Source organism: uncultured Nostoc sp. (assembly GCF_964245575.1).
Classification (GTDB): domain Bacteria; phylum Cyanobacteriota; class Cyanobacteriia; order Cyanobacteriales; family Nostocaceae; genus Nostoc.
This window is the reverse complement of sequence record NZ_CAXTNP010000036.1, coordinates 16571-36952: the sequence shown is the minus strand read 5'-3', so window position 1 is coordinate 36952 and position 20382 is coordinate 16571. Positions and strand designations below refer to the sequence as shown.

Here is a 20382-nt window from a genome sequence, read left to right as displayed (position 1 = left end):
AGCAGGGGGAGCAGGGGGAGAATAATAATAATGCCCAATGCCTAGTTCAGAACTCAGCGCTGAAAAATGCTTGACTTTAAAGCACTTATTGGAATAAAATAAAAAACCGTTCGGTCGGTAATATTTTATTTACAGCAATTTCCAATTCAATAAATTACTCTACTTCCCACTCCCCATAGTCCATTCATCTAAAAATCGCTGTAATGTCCAAAGGCGAAGAAACAAAAAGCAGAATTCTCCACCAAGCAGCCGAACTGTTTAACCAACAGGGATATGCAGGCTCATCGATGTCAGACATCATGCGTGTTACGGGATTGCAGAAAGGAGGAATTTACAATCACTTCCAAAGTAAAGATGATCTGGCGCTACAGGCTTTTGACTTTGCGATCGCTCGCATCCACCAGCATACTAGATTTGCATTACGAAGCAAACGCCACGCTGTAGAACGCCTGCAAGCAATCATTGGCGTATTTAGTAGCTTCACAGAAAATCCACCTATCAAGGGAGGGTGTCCACTGCTGAATACTGCTGTGGAGAGTGATGATGCTCATCCGGCGTTGCGAGAACGCACTCAACAGGCAATGAATTCTTGGCTGCATCTAATTCGTCGAATTATTGAAACGGGAATTGAAAAGGGTGAAATTCGCCCTGAAGTGAGTGCAGATGAAATCGCTACCATCATAATTGCAACACTAGAAGGAGCAGTAATGATCAGCAAGCTTTATGGAGATTCAATTCACATGCACAGGGTAATTAATCACCTGAATCAATATTTGAAAACTCACCTTTAAATGTATGGTACAAATCAAGGTATATGGTTTAGCAGACAAATGAAATATTGTTAAAATGGAGCTATAAAATATAATCCATGCCACTGTTATTGAGGTTTTACAGCTTCCGCCTGAAAAAAGATTTCACCGTTTTTTACCACTGGATAAATCAGATTTTTACTATCCATCTGATAGATCAGACAATTATCTGATTATCGAAATTAGTATGTTTGATGGACGCTCGGTGGCAACAAAAAAAGAGTTGATTTGACTGCTGATTAAAAATATTAATGACAAAAAGTTGAATATTTCTGTATACGATATTGAAATTAAAATATTTGAAACGCCCAAATCTAACTGGGGGATTAGAGGTTTACCCGGCGACGAATTAATTTTAAACTATAAAGTATAAATTTGAAATATGGACAACGGTTTATTAGGCAATTAAGAATTAGACATACTTGAAAAAAGTAATTATTTTATGATTTTACAGACCGCTCGGTTTTCAAGATATTAAGAGAAACTAATGTTAGTAAATAATAATTTGCACAGACCATTAGAGGTAGTATTAGAAATTCCTGTAAAAACATACGACATTGATTTTATGGGAATTGTGAGTAATATCGTATATATCAGATGGCTAGAGGATTTGCGTTTAAAGTTTTTAGATGAACATTGGCAACTTAATCAACAAATTGAGCAAGGATATGCGCCTATTCTAGCTGGAACGGAAATTGAATATAAACGCCCGATAAAGATTATTGATCAAGTGATTGGACGTTTATGGTTGAGTAATTTAGGACGGTTAAAGTGGACTGTACAGGCTGAAATTTTATCTAATAATGAGTTAGCAGCAGTGGCTATACAAAAAGGTGCTTTTATTAGTTTACACAATGGTCGTGCCATTAAAATTCCAGAATAATTGCAAAAGAAATATTTCCAGTGTCAGCAAGTGACTCAGTAAATTTGAATTTGATAAAAGCTGAAAATTTTTTAACTATTTTCAGACTGAACGGTTTTATTTATTAAGGATTTAGATGCTGAAATTTTACTACAATCCGCTCTCACCAAATGCTCGTCGTGTGTGGCTCACCTTACTGGAAAAGGAGATTCCCTTTGAATCAGTTTTGATGAAGTTGGATGGCGATCAATTACAACCAGAGTTTTTGACAATTAACCCCTTTTCTCACATTCCGGTTGTGGTGGATGAGGGTTTTCGAGTTGTAGAATCACTGGCAATTATAGACTATTTAGAAAGTAAATATCCTACACCTGTAATGCTACCTTCTGAGCCTCAGGCGTTAGCAAAGGTGAGGATGGTGCAATTAGTCACTGCTAATGAATTATTTCCACAAGTAATTTCACTAATTTATGAAAGTGAAGATTCACCACAAGCTACACAAGCAAAGCAGCATATAGATAAGGTACTGAAATTTTTTACACAAGTGCTTGGCGATTGCAGTTTTTTTGGTAGTCAGCAGTTAACTTTAGCAGATATCGTTGCGGGAATAGCTGTACTTTCATTACCTAATTTAGGTGTTAATCTCAGTGATTACCACAGGCTAAATGAATGGTCTGAGCGCTTGATGCAACGTCCAGCATGGCAGAAAACCAAATTGAGCAGCGAAGAATTTGAAGCATTTAAAGGGCGAGTTAGAGCTTTAGTGAGATTGCGTAGGAATAAAGCCAATAAGAACAAATAGCAATAATTAGCGAGTTTGTGCGTGTTGAGGCGGGATATCAAGAAGTAATTGCGATCGCTAGCGAATCAAGTACACTCTATAACAATCTCCAAAATTGGTATCACCACTAAAGTTGTCATGTCTTTAAGAACATGAGGAGTCAGGAAAATTTCTCCTCATCACTCCTCATAAGCTACTCCTTACACTTACTTCAAGTAAAACAGTTTACTGATGCATTAAACCTCTAACTAAAGATGCACATTTTTGTTAAATAATCAAGTCTACATCTAAACAAATCCTATCTCGATAGCATAATTACTTAGTATACATTGATCAAATTTATTGCTGATTGTTCAGACATGATTAAATTTTGAGTCATTAGTACTAATGACTAAACAGAATTACTTTTACCGATATTAGCTCATTGCCAAACACACCAATTTACTTAGTACCAACTAATATACTTGTGATGTCTTCTAGCTGCAGCACTCCTGAAAAAGTTGGACTATTAATTACAAAGAAAGGTGTGCCAGGAACACCCAATTTTTCAGCTAGCTGGATATCTTTCCTAATTGCGGGAGTAGCAAGAGTCAGGTCGCGTTTAAATTTACCTAAATCCAGATTCAGTTTTTTAGCAATATCTAAATATAACGCCTCACCTAGCTGCTTTTGATTAGTAAATAGCGCATCATGATATTCCCAAAATTTGCCCTGTTGATGTGCCGCCCAAGCTGCTGTCGCAGCTGGCAATGCTTCAGCATGAATTGAAATCAGCGGAAAATTCTTGTAAACTAATCTTACTTTATCTGGATACTTTGCTAACAATTGTTTCAAGGTTTTATGCGCCTCAGCACAATAGGGGCATTGAAAATCTGAAAATTCTATTAGCACAGTTTTTGATTTAGTTGAGCCTGTGGTGGGAGACTCACCAATCACTGTTTGAGAATTCGCCTTTAAATCCTGTAAAAATGATTGCTGTGCTTGTTTGACTTTTTGTTGTTGTTGTTGCTGATAGGTTTGAACAGATTCGATAATTGCCTCTGGATGTTCGCGGATAATTTGTAATACTTGCTGTTCCAACTGCGGATCAATGCGGCTAGCAGCTTGTGCAGGAAATGACCAGGTAACAACCAAAAGTAGCAGACCTATTGCTGTCCAAGTACGCACATACTGAAACAAGGGATTAAACCAATCAAAGAATATACCCATACAAAAACTCATAAGTATTTTTTGTCTCACCCATAGACGCGCATTCGCTTTGACTTAAAAGTAAGCTTCAATTTAAAAAGATCCAGCAATCATCCCAGCAAGTAAAATAAAACCAATCCACACGTTTTGCCGGAACATCTTACCATAAACAGGATTAGGTAAGTTTCGCTGTCTTAATCGCAGAGACTGCCAAACCCATCCGATAGTAGCAACTGCAAGGCTAATCCAGAAGGCTGAGTGCAGATGTATGAGTACACCTAACCAAGCCAATAACAAGATTGTGCCAGCAAAGAAAATTCCAATGGCTACAGGGGCATAATTCCCAAAAAATAGGGCGCTAGAATTAATACCAATGCGGCGATCATCTTCCTTGTCGCTCATGGCGTAAAGTGTATCAAATCCCAATGTCCAAAGTACAGTCGCGCCCCAAAGTAACCAAGTTGGTTGGGAGATGGTTTGTGTGACTGCACTCCAGCTAATCAACACGCCGAAACCCCAAGCGATGGAAAGCACCAATTGCGGCACAGGAAACACCCGCTTTGCACCTGGATAAAGCAAAATTACGGGCACTGCTGCCACGCATAACCAGAAACTCAGGGGGTTAAGATAAAATGCCAAAATAGCTGCACATGCTAGCGATACAATCGCAACTACAATCCCAACTTTCACAGACAGGGCGCGAGAAGCGAGGGGGCGATCGCGTGTTCTCTCCACTTCTGGATCAATATCCCGATCCCACAAATCGTTGACAACACACCCAGCCGCACTCGTGGCCAGAGTACCCAATACAATCACACCAACCAGAGGTAAAGGCGGTTTCCCAGAAGCTGCCAAAAACACAGCCCAAAGGGCAGGAATCATTAAAATTAACCGTCCTTCTGGTTTATGCCAGCGCAAAAGCCGGATAATTACAAGCCAAACTGGTTGCTGGGGGCGTTCTGGCGTAGTTAACATAGAAATCAACAAATAACTATAGATGAATTCACACATCTTTACATCTATAGAATAACGTTATTTGATATTTGTAAAAACATGCCTTTATTCGCCGAATTATACCAATAATACGGCATAAATTCAGCAGATAACAGGCTATTTACTATTTTCTATTCTTTAATTTACACATCTTTACATCTAGAGAATAACGTTATTTGTTATTTGTAAAAACATAACTCCAAGTGGCAACTTTAAAGACCTTTAAATAGTCACCGGAGTTATAAGCAGTAAAGTAAATATACTTAGTTCAGTTAATCTCAACCAAACTGAGTTCCGAGTGGTGAGTATTTTTGAATTTACTCAATACTTAACACTCATCTGGGACAAGGGTGTTGCAATAAATACCAGTGACAGCTACCCCGACATACCACCATTTGCCATCATTTCTTATAAAGAGAGAAAACTAGATGCTAAATTTAGTTTCTAGCTGGGAGAGTGTTCCAACTCAACCACCTAAGCAACATCGGATTATTGCTGCCATTGACCTGGGAACAAATTCTCTACATATGGTAGTAGTCAAGATTGATCCCACACTACCAGCTTTCAGCATTATCGCCAGAGAAAAAGAAACTGTAAGACTAGGCGATCGCAATCTTAGTACAGGAGAACTCAAACCGGAGATAATTAAAAAGGCGATCGCTGCTTTAGGACGCTTCCAAGAAGTTGCCAAAACTATCAATGCTGAAACAATCATTGCTGTAGCAACTAGTGCTGTGCGGGAAGCGCCCAATGGTAAAGATTTTTTGCACAGAGTAGAAACAGAGTTGGGTTTAAGCGTTGACTTGATTTCTGGTCAAGAAGAAGCGCGACGAATCTACCTTGGCGTGCTGTCGGGGATGGAATTTCATAACCAGCCCCAGATGATTATTGATATTGGCGGTGGTTCCACAGAGTTAATTTTGGGCGATAGTCACCAAGCACGCACTCTCACCAGTACCAAAGTCGGTGCAGTGCGACTCACTAGCGAATTAATCACCACTGACCCCATCAGCAACACCGAGTTTCAGCACCTGCAAGCTTATGCACGCGGCATGTTAGAACGTTCCGTGGATGAGATACTAGCAAACCTAGAGTTTGGGGAATCTCCGCGTTTGGTGGGTACTGCTGGCACAATTGAAACCCTGGCGATGATTCATGCACGAGAAAAGTCGGGTGTTATTCCTTCCACTCTTAATGGTTACCATTTCAGTCTTAAAGACTTGCGAGAGTTGGTAAATCGCTTGCGGAAACTAAGTAACTTAGAAAGGGCTGCGATTCCCGGTATGCCAGAGAAGCGGCCTGAAGTTATACTTGCTGGCGCAGTAATATTACAGGAAGCAATGACGCTTTTGGGTAGTGAATCGGTAACAGTCTGTGAGCGTTCTCTGAGGGAAGGCGTAATCGTAGACTGGATGCTAACCCACGGTTTAATTGAAGATAAGCTGCGCTACCAAAGTTCAGTTCGGGAACGCAATATACTTAAACTCGCTAATAAATACTACGTCAATTTAGAATATAGCGATCGCGTCGCAACATTTGCCCAGAGTTTATTTGACCAAACTCAAGGTACGTTACACCACTGGGGATCTGACGAGCGACAACTGCTGTGGGCAGCTGTGATATTACACAATTGCGGTCATTATGTCAGCCATTCATCTCACCACAAGCACTCTTACTATTTAATTCGCAATGGTGAATTACTGGGTTATACAGAAACTGAGATTGAAATCATTGCTAATTTAGCGCGTTATCATCGCAAATCGCCGCCTAAGAAAAAACATGAAAATTACCAGAGTTTGCTGACTAAACATCAGCGACAAATGGTCAGTCAATTGAGTGCAATTTTAAGATTGGCAGTGGCATTAGATAGACGACAAATTGGTGCGATCGCGCAAGTCCAATGTGAGTATTATCCACAATTTCAGCAGGTGAATCTGCTGATTTTTCCATCTCAACCTGATGATGATTGTGCTTTAGAACTTTGGAGCTTAGATTATAAAAAAGGAGTATTTGAGGAAGAATTTGGAGTGAAGTTAGTAACGAATTTAGAAAAGTCTAGCGTTGCTAAATTGTCTTAGAAAGTAAGGTGCGTTAACGCAGTGTAACGCACCTGCTAAATGTATAAACGCACATATATGTGCCACTACAAATCATCTGTATTTTACGCATTTGCTTTCAAAATTTCACTTAATTCATATAGGTTTCATCATACTTAAGGATGACTTTAAAAACTACCTAAAGAAGTAGTTTTTAAAGCAAAATTATAATTAGAATTAAGTGTATAGTTAATAGTCTATTTACTCTAGGTTATGTTGCTATTGGATATCTAAGCTGGGAAAACTTAGATATCCTTATATAGAAATACATTTTCATATTGTATTTAAATTGTCAAAGAATTTAAAGATAATGATAATCAAAGAGAGCAAAAGGAGGTGAGCGACTCTCGCCTCCTTCCCCCTATGCTCCGCACAATTATCATTTTCAATAAAAATATTTTGAGTATTTTAACTGATTGACAAAATGCACTTTAGTTTAACCTCTTACGGATGGTGCGACAGTGCTAGGCTTGCCAGATTTTAAAAGTTCTGGTGCGAGTAAAGAAGAAGCGCTAGAGAAACTAATTCAGCTTTTATAAGAGCGAAAACCAGAAATAGTGACTTTGGAAATTGAAGCTCCCCAAACCGAACATCCTTGGATGAAATTTGCGGGTGGGTTCAAGGATGATCCGCAATTTGACGAGATGCTGGCATATATAGAAGCCGATCGCCGTGAACTTGACGCACAAATGGAGGAATATTATCGGCAACTTAATGCGGGCTATGCCTCAATTTAATCACAATCAATTATTAGCTTAAAAAACACTTTAGCAGTAGTATTTATGCGTTGAAATTTAAACGCATAGGTGCTTTGCCTTCCCGCAGGGTAGGGGCGTAGAGGTAAGCGCAGAGGCACGCAGAGAATTTGTTCCCATACCCGAGTATTCTTTTCTTCTCTTTGAGACTCTACGCGATGGTGCAAAGCACCCGCCAGAGGCGATCGCAAAACTACATAATTCGGTAAAATTGGGTAAAGCAATTTTTGCGCTTGTTAAACAAAGGCATCAGCAAACCCATGCAACTGAAACTCAGTGCATCTAAACTTCCCTTCGCCCCTCTCCTCTTAATTGCCCCCTTTTTCCTATGGGGGACGGCAATGGTAGCCATGAAAGGAATAATACCCCACACCACACCGCTATTTATGGCAGGAGTGCGTCTGATACCAGCAGGGATGTTAATTCTGATTGCAGCAGCATTCATGGGTAAACCCCAGCCGAAGGGTTGGGCTGCATGGCTGTGGATTGCCTTATTTGCCCTCGTAGATGGGACGCTGTTTCAAGGCTTTTTGGCAGAAGGATTAGTTAGAACCAGTGCGGGGTTAGGGTCTGTGATGATTGACTCGCAACCCTTGGCTGTTGCCTTACTATCGTTGTGGCTATTTCAAGAACACATTGGTTTTTGGGGATGGCTGGGGCTAGGCTTGGGTGTCACAGGCATTAGTTTAATCGGCTTACCTGATGAGTGGATTTTACATTTTCTCGACTCAGGCGCAAATATTACAATTGGCAATTGGCAAGATTTGTTTGCTAGTGGCGAGTGGTTGATGCTGTTAGCAGCGCTATCAATGGCAGTGGGAACAGTGTTGATTAGGTTTGTGTGCCGATATGCTGACCCAGTAACCGCTACGGGATGGCACATGATTTTGGGTGGATTGCCACTATGGGGAGTTTCATCAGTTGTCGAATCCCAGCAGTGGGAGAATCTAGGAGCATCTGATTTAGTGGCTTTGGGTTATGCTACCGTATTTGGCAGTGCGATCGCCTACGGGTTATTCTTCTACTTTGCCTCTAGTGGCAGTCTCACCAGTCTTAGTTCTCTCACCTTTCTCACACCCGTCTTTGCCCTACTATTCGGCAATCTCTTCCTCTCAGAAGTCCTCAGTCCCTTGCAGTGGATCGGTGTTTTCCTAACTTTAATCAGCATCTATCTGATTAACCAACGTGATACTTTAGCAGCGCAAAACGACACAGTTACTGTCGGCGAGATAGCTAATATACAGCAACCAGTTTTAGAAGCATCTGCTAAAAAATTAAATCCCATAACTTTCGGAGTGAGAGAATCTGAACGAGAAATTTTACCCTAACTGGTAATTCGTAATTCAGTAGGGAGATGAGGAAGCAGGGGAAGCAGAGGGGACTTGGGGACAAGAGGTGAGAACTTGCAACAAGTCTAACCCCAAAGTCCCTAATTCTCCTTGTCCCCAAGTCCTCTTCACCATGCCCTGCTTGGCCAATGCCCAATAAAAAAATGACAGTTAACATTTGGTAATTTGCTAATCTTGAAGGTATTGTGGTATCGAATACTTCAAAAGCACCTTCAGGCTGAAACTTGCAATATGAGGCTATGCCGTTCCTCAATTTTGATATTTACCTGTTTTACTTGCGTGGGTTTTTACCCAAATCGTGCAAGCACAGCAACACCTAACCTAGCACCTGAAATTTTAGAACTTGCACAAGCTAGTTCGACAGTTGCTGCTAGTCCGACTGTTTTGAGATATGGTAGTCGAAAATCAGATGTGCAGAGATTACAAACCCAATTAAAGCAGTTGGGATACTACAGTGGTGTGGTAGATGGAGAGTACAACACCAGTACGACAATCGCTGTAACTAAATTCCAGAAAGCAAAGGGTTTAAAAGTAGATGGCCTTGCTGGTGTGGAGACTAGGGGGAGACTGGAAGCAGCAATGGTAGCCAAAAATCAGATTGCCACCTCTCCAATTATTGCCTCTGCTGCGACTTCCAAAGCAACTACAACACCCCAGCCAACCGAGAGAGGTTTTGTCTGGTGGTTAATATTGGCTATTGCAGTTCTAGGAAGTATTGGCGCACTTGTTTACCTGCTGAAGTGGTTTCGTCAGGGCAAACAAGTGCAATCCGAAATATCAGAGACTAAAAGTTTGAGTGAAGCTAACAAAAACCCAATGATATCACCCTCTCCAGAGACTGTAACTAATCGACAAACAGATACGCCACCAATCGCCACAAAATTACTGCTACCAGAAAAAACTTCCCGGCTAGCTAAACTCAATATTGTTGACGAATTAATTCAAGATTTACGTAGTTCTGACCCAACGAAGCGGCGCAAGGCTATTTGGGATTTGGGTCAGCAGGGAGATTCGCGGGCAATTCAGCATTTGGTTGAGTTGATGATTGATGCCGATTCTCAAGAAAGCAGCTTAATTTTGGCAGCTTTGGCAGAAATTGGCATCCGCACACTCAAACCGATGAACCGTGGCCTAGCAATTTCACTGCAAGATGAAAGTCCACAAGTGCGGCAAAATGCGATCCGTGACCTGACGCGCGTTTATGACATGATGGGTCAAATGAGTCAAATGTTGCATCATGCACTAGAAGACCCAGATGCTGAGGTGCAAGCAACAGCACGATATGCTTTAACTCAGATGAATCGAATGCGTGGTTTGCCGGAAGAACAAAGTCTACCAGAAGATTCACACGACGATTCACGAGAATAAACCTAAAAATATTTCAATTGGATTTGGATATTAGTGTCCGGACCTGCCACCAAAAATGCTGCTTCGCTAAATTTGGCTGCTCTTGTGCGAATTTCTGGGTTGGCGGAAAATCCAAAGCCTTCGCTTGGTATACCTAAAACATTGCTATTGAGAGTACCGTCGTTATTTTGATCGTGGAAGACAGCAATGGCGTAACTGCCTGCTTTCAAGTTTTCAAAGGTAATGGGTAAGGGAGTGCTAGTAATCTTGGTACACTGCTTTTGTAAGCTGCGATCGCTATCGCTAGGAAATCCTTCACTGCTAGCAAATATACTGGCACACACTTGTCCTTGTTTATTCTTCAAGCCATCAATTTCTACGGTGAGTTTGCCGTTAAAATTTGCCTTGGCACTATATGACCACGCCAGATTTCCCAGAACTGCTAATAGCAGCATACTAACTCTCAATCCTCTAACCATAAAATTTTCACAAGGTAAAATAAGTTTTAACTTTGATTCAGATCAGGCAAACTCATAGTGACATTATTCAGTTAATACTCGCAAGCATCCTGCTATATTTCGTCTCTAGATTTATCTAGGTAAGCCAGTGTTAACGAAGAGACAAGGGGAGGGATAGAGGTAAGGTATTTCCTGAAATAGTATTAAGCTAAAAAACATCTAATTTGCATAATCGAATTAAATATAATTCTTGTGGGGTGGTACAAAAAGCCCGCCCAGCTTATGCAATTTAAATGTGGAACAGCTTAGTATTTTTGACTGCGATCGCTAAATTAATAAAGCACCAATCAGATAAAAACTTTGAAAAGTAGAGGGTTTTATACCTCCGACTTTTCCCCGCTTGGATAGAGAATTTGGCAAAATCAGTTCAATCTACTAATGGTGTGTTGGGCCAACAGCCCACAGACCCACTGCTAGAGTTCCCTAGATGCCACAAACAAAGTCACACAGAATTCCATTCTGAATTCTGTATGACTGACACCTTAACGGATAAATTTGATTGATTGTCTATTTACTTAAAATAAAAAACTGTATCGTAAAACACATTTTTTTGGCTTTTGTTATGAGATATATATCCTGATGCAATAGATATAAGCAACTATATCCTTTGTAGCTAAATATTTTCCGATATTAGGATAGGATAATTTGGATATTATTAATTTTTAATATAAAAAGTTAATTGTTTGTTACTTTAGAGATGCGTTAATTCATCTGTGCGACAAAGATTGTATCAAAAATAACGCATATTTCCAAAAATTTTCCTGAGATACCGACTTTGGCTATTCATACAATATAGATGTAAACTCATAGGCGATCGCTATCGTTATTGATTGGGTGCAGCAGTTGAGCAAAGACTCTCCACCTCTTAGCTTGTCGTTAAACATCGCCTAGCCGATTCAACATCAATCAGTGAAGGAAACTATCGAAACTCTTATACAAGCTTACAACTTGAATTAAATAGAATCATAGGGCTAACAAACCTAATTTCCTTAAAAAAAGAGGGTTTACAGTACCTGTAATATGGGAGACTTGGCAATATTCCCTATAAATCAGATTCAAGATGAGTAACACAATTTCGGACATTGCAGTTAAGACGATCAACGGTGAGGATAAACAATTAAACGACTACATCGGCAAGGTACTCTTAATTGTGAATGTGGCATCCTACTGTGGTTATACTTCTCAATATGAGGGATTAGAAAAATTGAACCAGAAGTATGGGGAAGCAGGGTTACGTATTTTAGGGTTCCCCTGTAACGATTTTGGAGCGCAGGAACCAGGAAGCAATGAAGAGATTGTGAAATTCTGCACGAGTAAATATAGTGTTACCTTTGAACTATTCGATAAAGTTCATGCCAAAGGCTCACAGCAGCATCCACTTTATGAGAGACTTACTAAAGCCGTTGAGCCAACCGGAACTGTTGCTTGGAACTTGGAAAAATTTTTAGTTAATAAACAAGGTGAAGTGATAGCTAGATTTAATAGTAGTGTCCAGCCAAATTCACTAGAAATCATTGCCATAATTGAGAAAGAATTAGCTAAATAGTCATTAGTCATTAGTCATTAGTCATTAGGTTGTACTATTAATATTGATTTTTGGCTCTGGAGTGTTAAATTTATTTACGTTTAGTCCCTTAATTGAGAATATTGTCTCAATGAGTAGTTTAATTTATTTATATCTAATTTGTCATGAATGTTGCAATCATTGGTTGTGGTTATGTTGGTTATAAGGTTGCTCAATATTGGCAGGAAAAGGAAGATTTTGTTGTCAGTGTAACTACAACTTCCTCTGAGCGTGTCCCTGCACTAAAATCAGTATCCCAAAGAGTTGTAGTTACCCGTGGTAATGACTTAGATAGTCTAAAATCAGTTTTGCACGATCAAGATGTTGTACTTTTGAGCGTTGGTGCAAAAGGTGCAGAAGTTTATGAAGAAACTTATCTACAAACTGCCCAAACTTTAGTTTCATCCTTGCAGCAGGTTCCGAGTGTAAAACAATTAATATACACAGGTAGCTATGCAGTGTATGGTGACAGAAATGGTGTATGGGTAGATGAAGAAACACCGCTTGCACCCGCTAATTTAAATGCACAAATTCTCCGAAAAACAGAGGATGTGCTGCTATCAGCATCTAGCGAAAATCTCCGCGTTTGTATCTTTCGCTTAGGAGGAATTTATGGCCCTGGTAGAGAACTGGTGAAAATATTTAGCAGATATTCTGGTACAACCCGTCCCGGCGGCGAGGATGTCACAAATTGGATTCACCTGGATGATATTGTTGGTGCGATAGAATTTGCCCGTCACCGTCGTTTGCAAGGGATTTATAATCTGGTAGATGATGCACATCTCACCAGCCGAGACTTGCTAGATAGTTTATTTGAAAAACATAATTTACCCAAAGTTATATGGGATACTTCTATTAAGAGTACCCGCCCATATAATGCTTGGGTATCGAATGAAAAACTGAAAGAGGCTGGATATCAGTTAATTCATCCACAGATGATTTTTTAGCAAGTATTAAAAACTAGGAATTATGCAACCATCTGCTGTAACTAACACAACAAATTTGACAGCATCTCCTAGCCAGTTTTACAGTTGGCGGAATTATCGTTGCGCCTACGAAGTTCATCAACCAACTAACACAACACCTGAAGGCATTCCTTTACTGTTAATTCATCCGATTGGCGTGGGATTGTCGCGGCAATTTTGGCAGCGATTTTGCCACGAATGGTATAATACAGGTCAGCGTAATTCAATTTACAACCCTGATTTACTAGGGTGTGGCGAAAGTGATATGCCTCATCTGGCTTACACTCCTAGTGATTGGGCAGAACAGTTGCAGTACTTTTTACAAACAGTAGTGCAAAAACCTGTAATTGTAGTAGTACAAGGTGCTTTATTACCAGTTGCGATCGCATTAGTCGAAAAGCAATCAAACTTAATTGCCAGACTTATACTCTCTGGGCCTCCAACGTGGGCTTTGATGACAAATAAATCACCAGAATGGCGGCAAAAATTTGCTTGGAATCTGTTAGATTCGCCTTTTGGGAGTGCTTTTTATCGCTATGCACGCACCCGAAAGTTTTTACGTTCTTTCTCGACTCGTCAACTTTTTGCTTCTGATAATGCTGTGGATGCAGAGTGGTTGAATACATTGCTTGCAGGTGCAGAAAATCCTGCTAGTCGTCATGCAGTTTTTTCTTTTCTAGCAGGATTTTGGCGACAGGATTATACTAGTTCTATCGCCTCTATTGAGCAACCAACATTAGTCGTTATGGGGGAGACTGCCTCGAGCATTAGTCAAAAAGGTAAAAAAGAAACGCCAGACGAACGCTTGGCCCACTACCTCGCCTGTTTGCCTCAAGGTCGAAGTATAAAAATAAATGGGCGTAATGTTTTACCCTATGAATCAACTGCTGAATTTATAGCAGCGATCGCGACCTTTATCAAGGAGAATTCAGAACCCAGGAGTTAGAATTCAGCATGAATTGGTGGAGTCCGACTGGGTAATGAATATTGGTTTAAAACCTTGCCCCTTATAGGCGCAACGAAATTCAAACATTCTTCCGGTTATTATTCCATCCCTTAAGAGCGGCACGCTGCGCGAACATGGGTAGAGTATTCTGACTTCTGAATTCTGAATTCTGTTTTATTTATGAAATTTTTTAGCTAATTGATAGTTACATCATACCAGTCTTGCCATGATAGGTTATGACTGGAATTGATTATTTCAGGAAGCAAAATTATGTTCCCCAATCGCCGAGGAGAAAGAGTTCCCAATGTCACTTTTCATACTCGCCAGGCCAATCACTGGGTGGATGTGACAACCGATCAATTGTTTGCTAATAAGACAGTGGTTGTCTTCTCCTTACCAGGTGCTTATACACCGACTTGTTCATCAACTCATCTGCCTGGTTATAACGAGTTGGCCGGGGTTTTCAAAGAAAATGGAGTTGATGACATTATCTGTATTTCTGTCAATGATGCCTTTGTAATGAACGAATGGGCAAAGGATCAAGAAGCAGAAAATATCACACTCATTCCCGATGGTAATGGTGAATTTACTGAAGGTATGGGTATGCTGGTAGATAAATCAGACTTAGGGTTTGGTAAGCGATCGTGGCGCTATTCTATGCTGGTAAAAGATGGTGTAATAAACCAAATGTTTATTGAGCCAGACGAGCCAGGAGATCCCTTTAAGGTATCCGATGCTGAGACAATGCTCAGAGATATCAATCCCCAAGCAGTGAAGCCCGAAGTAGTTTCTCTGTTTGCGAAAGTGGGTTGTCCCTTCTGTGCCCGTGCCAAAGAGATGCTCAAGGAACATGGTATCAACTACGAGGAAATTACCTTGGGTAAGGATATCACTACACGTTCGTTACGAGCAGTTACAGGTGCAACAACAGTTCCCCAAGTGTTTATCGATGGTAAATTAATTGGTGGTTCTGAGGCATTAGAAGCGTACTTCGCTGCTAAATAAGTTTCAAGCGTAAGCGTTGCTTCTTGCAAAGCAGCGCTTACATCATTGTTGACTGGGACGTATTAATACTTATCCTAGTGATATCTAGTGATATTTGAAATTTTTGTAGCATCAAAGCTGATCAAAAACCTTGCCTAATAAGAAAAATATATCAACATGGTTAAAAATGGTTTAAATCTAATTGTGATAAATAAAAGAAGTTAACTGATGTAAAATCCCTATCATTTTTAAGTTTAAGACAATGGTGAATTTCTCAATTGTGGTCAAAGTATTAAACCGTACTACATATCTCGTACCTGCAACTTTATTTCTCTTCCTCTAATTGAAGTGGTTGTAAAATAAAATGGTAACTTTTTTTGGTTAAAAATATTATCTATAAAAATCCCAACTAAAGAAACAAGTTTACCACTTTCATCTATTTTAATATAATTGGGCGTCAGGAAAAACCTATTGTTATGCAATGGGTCGAGTCTTGAAAGAATTAATTAACGAACTTTTTGAGCATCAATAAAGTTATTTTTCGGAAATGATTCCTTATAGAATAAATACATTCAATGTATAAATTTTGTAAAACTTTATTCTCTTTAAATCCTTTACTAATATATGTTGAGTAAAACGATTCTGAGGATTTATAGCTTTATAATTTAGTGACTCAATAATAAATTCTAAAGCTTCTACAAAAACCTAAGCTGGTTATGATAAAGCTCCTTCTTGTAATAACTGTAAAATAATAGCTCTACCATCCTGCCGCCATTCTAAAGCCTCTTCTTTATCTAATTTTTTTGCACGCATAAGTAAATCGGCTTTTTCTCTAGGTCGTCTCAAACCTGCTAGAAAAAGTGCCACTTCTCACCAATATGGGCGACGTAGCATTGCCGAAAATATTTTATTAGGATCACCTTTTACTTGTTCATCAATATAGGCTGCTGTAAAATATTCTCGAATAGGCTGAATTTCATATCCTTATCTTGCTTCGTCTCCCTCACCTCTAAGAGTTACAATAAGACCAAGGCGCTCCTCTCCTGTTCTAAATAGTTCTTCAGGTTTCTCCGAATCATTGCCTTGAGCTTTAGACCATATTTTGATCATTTCTAATAATTGATTATTATTATCATTCAGCTTCAGATCTTAAGCGATCGCTCATTCACCAACTGCTTTTGACCACACCCGTTGCAATTAATCCTGACTGAGAAATATCTTGATTGCAGGTCTGAGCAGTTAGCATTGCAGGTCGCTACATGTATTGGCTGCGGAAGGACGCGTTCCCAGTGGGCATCCGAGATATCGTGTCTGCAAACCCGCGTTCCTATGCCAAGGTGCGGGTTTGCAGACAGACCCTCTAGCAACTCGATCAGTTCCGCAACTGCTTTACGAACAGCCTTGAGATCGAGAGACCACCAGCACTCCCGGACGCTCACGCCCAGCTCGTCATCCGTGGGAGCTGGGCGTGAGCGTCAAGCACGCGTCAGTCGTCCGCGCCAGCCAGCCGATCAGCTTATATCTTGCTGATTCCAGTTATCGGTTTTGGAATTATTCAGTTTCTTCAAAAATTTGTCTTTAATGTTAAAGTCCAGGCAGCTAGCAGAATCCAAAAATCACGCTGTGTAAATTGCGCCAAGAAAATTCGACACCTTGATACTTACTGTCCGCACTGTGGTTATTATCAAGACATTGGATGTCAAAATTGTCATAATTTGACTTATAAACATTTGCCGTATTGTGAACATTGTGGAGCTTCTCAAAATTATAGTATTTTGTAATCGGTGAAGTCGTGAAAGTTTCGCGATGCTTGGCTCCAAACAACATTATTAAATTTGTTTGGTGTTCATGAGTCAAAATAACTAAAACTGTCTACTGATAGATGACATTGAGAAACAACTTCTACGTTAATTGATGACAACGAACTTAATATAGAAAAAGTGAAAAAAGCTAATAAAGAGATTCAGTCGCCTCTTTCTTTTCTCAAAAAGCTGTTGATTGCCCGTTGGCGATCGCTCTTACTCCTGTTGATAGGAGTTTACTTACCTTTGCAGGTTTTTGAAATTCTGACAGTGAAGATATGGGAGAATAAAGCCGGCTTCCCGTGGGATGTGCCTATTTTGTTAGCAGTTCATTCTACAGCAAACTCACAGCTTGATGTTTTAGCAGTGACGCTAGCGATAATTGGAGAGCCTTGGACGGCGATACCGATTTTAGGTGCGATCGCACTCATATTATTACTTCAAAAACGCTGGCGATCGCTAACTTATTTACTCACTATCTCAGTGGGAAGTGTGATCATCAACCGCATAGCAAAGGAATTAATGCATCGAGTACGTCCACAATTGTGGCAGTCCATTGCGCCTGCGTCTAGTTTTGCATTTCCCAGTGGTCATGCTATGGCGAGTATAACTGTAGTAGCAATTTTGCTATTCTTAACTTGGGATAGCTCTTGGCGCTGGTTGGTTCTCATCTTCGGCAGCTTATACATAATAGCTATTGGGTGGTGTCGTCTCTATCTGGGGGTACATTTTCCCAGCGACGTTCTCGCGGGTTGGATGGTTGCATTAGGTTGGACAATTGGCGTCAGTCTAATTATCAAACCCTATATAACTATAGCCAAATTCGTAGATGGCGAACGCCCAGAGGATGAAACTACCTTACTCCCTGAAGAAAGAAAGTTGATAACTGAGGAATGATACAGCAGTTTTCTTTTGCATGAAGGAGAATCTAGTTCACTTTTTTCAAAAGCTTAAAAGTAACTATTGTTTCTAGAAAACACTTCTCCAAACTACTAATGTGGCTTTGGAAAGTGGTAAGTTTACTTAGTGTTTATTGCACCAAAAATATTTTGTTCTTGGATTGCCTTAATATAAGGATAATCATTCTTAGAATTACAAGGTGCAAGAAAAAATCAAAGTATTATATGATGTCCGGCTAATTAGTTACAGTTACCACATCTGTGCAAAATCAAAAAAAGCGTATGTACCACAGCGATCGCAAATTGACTGGGATTACCCGAAAACAGTCTGAAATGTGGTGATGATGGCAAGGACTGTACATACAGGCTGGTTTCGCGCACCTTCACGACCATCTGAAGAAATAGTTAACGCACCAAAACCTTTGGTTGATGCCGTACTTTCTGCTAACGCACTCTACTTGTATTTCAAAAATCAAATACTAGTCCTATATCTGTAGCCAGTAGTAAACTTGCCAATTAAGTTTTCAATAATACAAAAAATATTCTGGCATCTTGATATACATGTAAAAAAAGAGGTATTAAATTTGACTATTTTAAAATTTTCATTACTAGTTTGGATTGGTTCATTTAGCGCTGGTTTGTTAGGGGCGCTAACTGGCTTAGGAGGTGGAGTAGTAATTGTTCCCTTATTGACTTCAGTATTTGGCGTTGATATTCGCTATGCCGTTGGTGCTTCACTGGTATCTGTAATTGCTACGTCTTTGGGTGCAGCATGTACGTATATTAAAAAAGGCTATACGAATTTGCGATTGGGAATGTTTTTAGAAGTAGCCACAACCATTGGTGCGATCGCAGGAGCAATAATCGCTACTTTTGTTTCTGTCAAAGCCTTAACTATTGTACTAGCGATTGTCCTCATTTATTCAGCATACCTTTCACAACGTCCCAGAATAGAACATATTGAAGATGAAGTAGCAGATCCGATCGCAAATTATTTGAAACTAAATGGTACTTATCCAACTGCTGATGGAGTTATGTCTTATCAAGTTCATTCAGTACCAATGGGATTTGGGGTGATGTTAATTGCTGGGGTGCTTTCTGGGTTGCTTGGTATTGGTTCCGGGGGATTTAAAGTATTGGCGATGGATCAAACTATGCGGCTACCCTTCAAAGTTTCTACCACCACTAGCAATTTTATGATCGGCGTCACAGCAGCAGCATCAGTAGGAGTTTATTTAGCACGCGGCTATATCGATCCAGGACTATCTATGCCGGTGATGTTGGGGGTATTACCTGGTGCTTTCTTGGGCGCACGAGTCCTTACAGGCGCGAAAACGCAAATTTTGAGAATTATCTTCAGTGTTGTGCTGGTGGTAATGGCTTTGAAAATGGTCTACAACAGTTTAATAGGGGGGCTGTAAAATGTATAAATTTAATAGTAGCTTTCGCTTTTCATTCCTGCCACAACCTGATAGTGAAGTAGTTACACTAACCTTACCGCAGAAAGATTCAGACTCTAATATTGAACAATTAGAACAGTCCAGTAACACAGTAGCACAATTGCTTAATAGCTGTGAGATTGATGTTAACAAGAATTTGACAAAAACATCAAGTGAGCAGCAATTGGAATATTTGCTCAGTAACCTCATGAAATATGGCGTTTTGATAGCTAGTGCTATCGTTTTGCTGGGGGGTATACTCTACTTGATTCATCACGGTGCTGAACCTGCTGGATATCACTTTTTTCGCGGAGAACCATCGGAATTTCGCTCACCAGTAGGTGTAGTAAAAGCAGCTTTATCAGGTAGTGATCGCGCCATTATTCAACTCGGACTTTTACTACTAATTGCTACTCCAATTGTGCGCGTTTTTATTTCCTTATTGGCTTTCCTACTACAGCGAGAATTTATCTATGTAATTGTTACTTTATTAGTAATGACTAGTCTGATTTACAGTCTGGTAGGAGCATATTATTAGGAATATAAAAAAAAGGGATAAAATCAACCTTTTACCCTTATCCAAAATTAATTGTTTAGACCTATTCCCAGCCTTGTAAAAGGTCATTTATTGAACTTATACTCTGTTTAATTTGTTCTACAAGAGAAGTTTTTAATAAGTCAAAGCTGCCCGTTGAAATATTGAATAATCCCAAAGCATATAATAGGCTCGAAATCCCCATAAATAGAGCCAAAAATCTGCCAAAACAGCCGGGATTAATTTCAATAAAACCTAATTTAGATTGCCCGATGACAGCAATCGTTATAAAAACAATTCCTGCTATTAAAAATGTGCTATGTGGAGTTAAATCTGTCATTTTCCTATTAAGATGCCTCAGTAATTTTATTGTAGCTATTATTAATTCAAATTTCTGCTCTGGCTATATGCAAAATAAAAATTTTGCTACTCAACATCGACTTACCCCAGCCTAAAGAGGCTTTGGCTATTGCAGTATCGATGTTGGATCTCATCGTATGCTATGATTTAGAAAGATATATTTTGATTTTGAAACCTATTGAGCGACAAA

21 protein-coding genes and 2 pseudogenes are annotated in these 20382 nt (G+C 39.7%); 17 read left to right on the top strand and 6 right to left on the bottom strand.

Annotated features, from left to right (window positions below; genetic code table 11):
* Positions 1 to 203: 203 nt before the first annotated feature.
* The 4 genes from ACFFAP_RS08580 (at position 204) to ACFFAP_RS08565 (ending at position 2473) form a co-directional block, all read left to right on the top strand.
* Positions 204 to 791, top strand: coding sequence for a TetR family transcriptional regulator C-terminal domain-containing protein (locus tag ACFFAP_RS08580; RefSeq protein ID WP_375510826.1), 588 nt, complete (start codon positions 204 to 206; stop codon positions 789 to 791).
* 70 nt (positions 792 to 861) lie between these two features.
* On the top strand, positions 862 to 1041 hold the full coding sequence (locus ACFFAP_RS08575; protein ID WP_375510828.1) for a tautomerase family protein: 180 nt from the start codon (positions 862 to 864) through the stop codon (positions 1039 to 1041).
* A gap of 255 nt (positions 1042 to 1296) precedes the next feature.
* Entirely contained in the window at positions 1297 to 1692 is a 396-nt protein-coding gene (locus ACFFAP_RS08570; RefSeq protein WP_375510825.1) for an acyl-CoA thioesterase, read from the top strand.
* A gap of 115 nt (positions 1693 to 1807) precedes the next feature.
* Positions 1808 to 2473 (top strand): glutathione S-transferase family protein, encoded by a 666-nt coding sequence (locus ACFFAP_RS08565; RefSeq protein WP_375510824.1) that lies wholly within the window; start codon positions 1808 to 1810, stop codon positions 2471 to 2473.
* Between the two features lie 420 nt (positions 2474 to 2893).
* Here the strand turns inward: ACFFAP_RS08565 and ACFFAP_RS08560 are convergent, their stop codons facing one another.
* Together ACFFAP_RS08560 and ACFFAP_RS08555 are read right to left on the bottom strand one after the other, a co-directional pair.
* On the bottom strand, positions 2894 to 3661 hold the full coding sequence (locus tag ACFFAP_RS08560; protein WP_375510823.1) for a DsbA family protein: 768 nt from the start codon (positions 3659 to 3661) through the stop codon (positions 2894 to 2896).
* A 72-nt stretch (positions 3662 to 3733) separates the two neighbouring features.
* The gene (locus ACFFAP_RS08555; protein ID WP_375510822.1) at positions 3734 to 4615 is read right to left on the bottom strand and encodes a 4-hydroxybenzoate solanesyltransferase; all 882 of its coding nucleotides are present in this window, start codon (positions 4613 to 4615) and stop codon (positions 3734 to 3736) included.
* A 446-nt stretch (positions 4616 to 5061) separates the two neighbouring features.
* Here ACFFAP_RS08555 and ACFFAP_RS08550 point away from each other — a divergent pair, with 446 nt between their 5' ends.
* Entirely contained in the window at positions 5062 to 6711 is a 1650-nt protein-coding gene (locus ACFFAP_RS08550; protein ID WP_375510821.1) for a Ppx/GppA phosphatase family protein, read from the top strand.
* Positions 6712 to 7286: 575 nt separating this feature from the next.
* Positions 7287 to 7466: a hypothetical protein gene (locus ACFFAP_RS08545; RefSeq protein ID WP_375510820.1), complete on the top strand. Its 180-nt coding sequence runs from the start codon at positions 7287 to 7289 to the stop codon at positions 7464 to 7466.
* Here ACFFAP_RS08545 and ACFFAP_RS08540 read toward each other — a convergent pair.
* Positions 7463 to 7708 carry a hypothetical protein gene (locus ACFFAP_RS08540; RefSeq protein ID WP_375510819.1) on the bottom strand — a complete coding sequence of 82 codons (246 nt, stop codon included), beginning with the start codon at positions 7706 to 7708 and terminating at the stop codon, positions 7463 to 7465. The genes ACFFAP_RS08545 and ACFFAP_RS08540 overlap by 4 nt on opposite strands.
* Before the next feature lie 36 nt (positions 7709 to 7744).
* On the opposite strand from ACFFAP_RS08540, the gene ACFFAP_RS08535 reads away from it, so the two are divergent.
* Together ACFFAP_RS08535 and ACFFAP_RS08530 are read left to right on the top strand one after the other, a co-directional pair.
* Positions 7745 to 8812, top strand: a complete 1068-nt coding sequence (locus tag ACFFAP_RS08535) for a DMT family transporter (RefSeq protein WP_375510818.1) — start codon at positions 7745 to 7747, stop codon at positions 8810 to 8812.
* A 252-nt stretch (positions 8813 to 9064) separates the two neighbouring features.
* The gene (locus tag ACFFAP_RS08530; protein WP_375510817.1) at positions 9065 to 10201 is read left to right on the top strand and encodes a peptidoglycan-binding protein; all 1137 of its coding nucleotides are present in this window, start codon (positions 9065 to 9067) and stop codon (positions 10199 to 10201) included.
* Positions 10202 to 10203: 2 nt separating this feature from the next.
* Here ACFFAP_RS08530 and ACFFAP_RS08525 read toward each other — a convergent pair whose 3' ends face one another.
* A complete protein-coding gene (locus tag ACFFAP_RS08525) occupies positions 10204 to 10659 on the bottom strand; it encodes a DUF2141 domain-containing protein (protein WP_375510816.1) in 456 nt (151 codons plus the stop codon).
* Between the two features lie 1099 nt (positions 10660 to 11758).
* Between ACFFAP_RS08525 and ACFFAP_RS08520 the strand changes: the two genes are divergently transcribed.
* From ACFFAP_RS08520 to ACFFAP_RS08505, 4 genes are all read left to right on the top strand, one after another.
* Positions 11759 to 12244 (top strand): glutathione peroxidase, encoded by a 486-nt coding sequence (locus ACFFAP_RS08520; RefSeq protein WP_375510815.1) that lies wholly within the window; start codon positions 11759 to 11761, stop codon positions 12242 to 12244.
* Between the two features lie 143 nt (positions 12245 to 12387).
* Complete coding sequence (locus ACFFAP_RS08515; protein WP_375510814.1) at positions 12388 to 13209, top strand: SDR family oxidoreductase; 822 nt, start codon at positions 12388 to 12390, stop codon at positions 13207 to 13209.
* A gap of 22 nt (positions 13210 to 13231) precedes the next feature.
* Complete coding sequence (locus ACFFAP_RS08510) at positions 13232 to 14173, top strand: alpha/beta fold hydrolase (RefSeq protein WP_375510813.1); 942 nt, start codon at positions 13232 to 13234, stop codon at positions 14171 to 14173.
* Positions 14174 to 14443: 270 nt separating this feature from the next.
* Positions 14444 to 15178 (top strand): redoxin family protein, encoded by a 735-nt coding sequence (locus ACFFAP_RS08505; protein WP_375510812.1) that lies wholly within the window; start codon positions 14444 to 14446, stop codon positions 15176 to 15178.
* A gap of 693 nt (positions 15179 to 15871) precedes the next feature.
* On the opposite strand, the gene ACFFAP_RS08500 is transcribed toward ACFFAP_RS08505, so the two are convergent.
* On the bottom strand, positions 15872 to 16024 hold the full coding sequence (locus ACFFAP_RS08500; protein WP_375510811.1) for a hypothetical protein: 153 nt from the start codon (positions 16022 to 16024) through the stop codon (positions 15872 to 15874).
* 650 nt (positions 16025 to 16674) lie between these two features.
* On the opposite strand from ACFFAP_RS08500, the pseudogene ACFFAP_RS08495 reads away from it, so the two are divergent.
* The 5 genes and pseudogenes from ACFFAP_RS08495 to ACFFAP_RS08475 form a co-directional block, all read left to right on the top strand.
* Positions 16675 to 16938, top strand: a pseudogene (locus tag ACFFAP_RS08495) (hypothetical protein); the annotation flags it as partial.
* A gap of 159 nt (positions 16939 to 17097) precedes the next feature.
* Positions 17098 to 17856, top strand: a complete 759-nt coding sequence (locus ACFFAP_RS08490) for a phosphatase PAP2 family protein (RefSeq protein WP_375510810.1) — start codon at positions 17098 to 17100, stop codon at positions 17854 to 17856.
* 274 nt (positions 17857 to 18130) lie between these two features.
* A pseudogene (locus ACFFAP_RS08485) lies at positions 18131 to 18271 on the top strand (manganese ABC transporter ATP-binding protein); the annotation flags it as partial.
* 171 nt (positions 18272 to 18442) lie between these two features.
* The gene (locus tag ACFFAP_RS08480) at positions 18443 to 19279 is read left to right on the top strand and encodes a sulfite exporter TauE/SafE family protein (protein ID WP_375510809.1); all 837 of its coding nucleotides are present in this window, start codon (positions 18443 to 18445) and stop codon (positions 19277 to 19279) included.
* A 1-nt stretch (position 19280) separates the two neighbouring features.
* Positions 19281 to 19835 (top strand): DUF1634 domain-containing protein, encoded by a 555-nt coding sequence (locus ACFFAP_RS08475; RefSeq protein ID WP_375510808.1) that lies wholly within the window; start codon positions 19281 to 19283, stop codon positions 19833 to 19835.
* A gap of 61 nt (positions 19836 to 19896) precedes the next feature.
* Here the strand turns inward: ACFFAP_RS08475 and ACFFAP_RS08470 are convergent, their stop codons facing one another.
* On the bottom strand, positions 19897 to 20172 hold the full coding sequence (locus tag ACFFAP_RS08470) for a hypothetical protein (RefSeq protein ID WP_375510807.1): 276 nt from the start codon (positions 20170 to 20172) through the stop codon (positions 19897 to 19899).
* Positions 20173 to 20382: the final 210 nt, after the last annotated feature.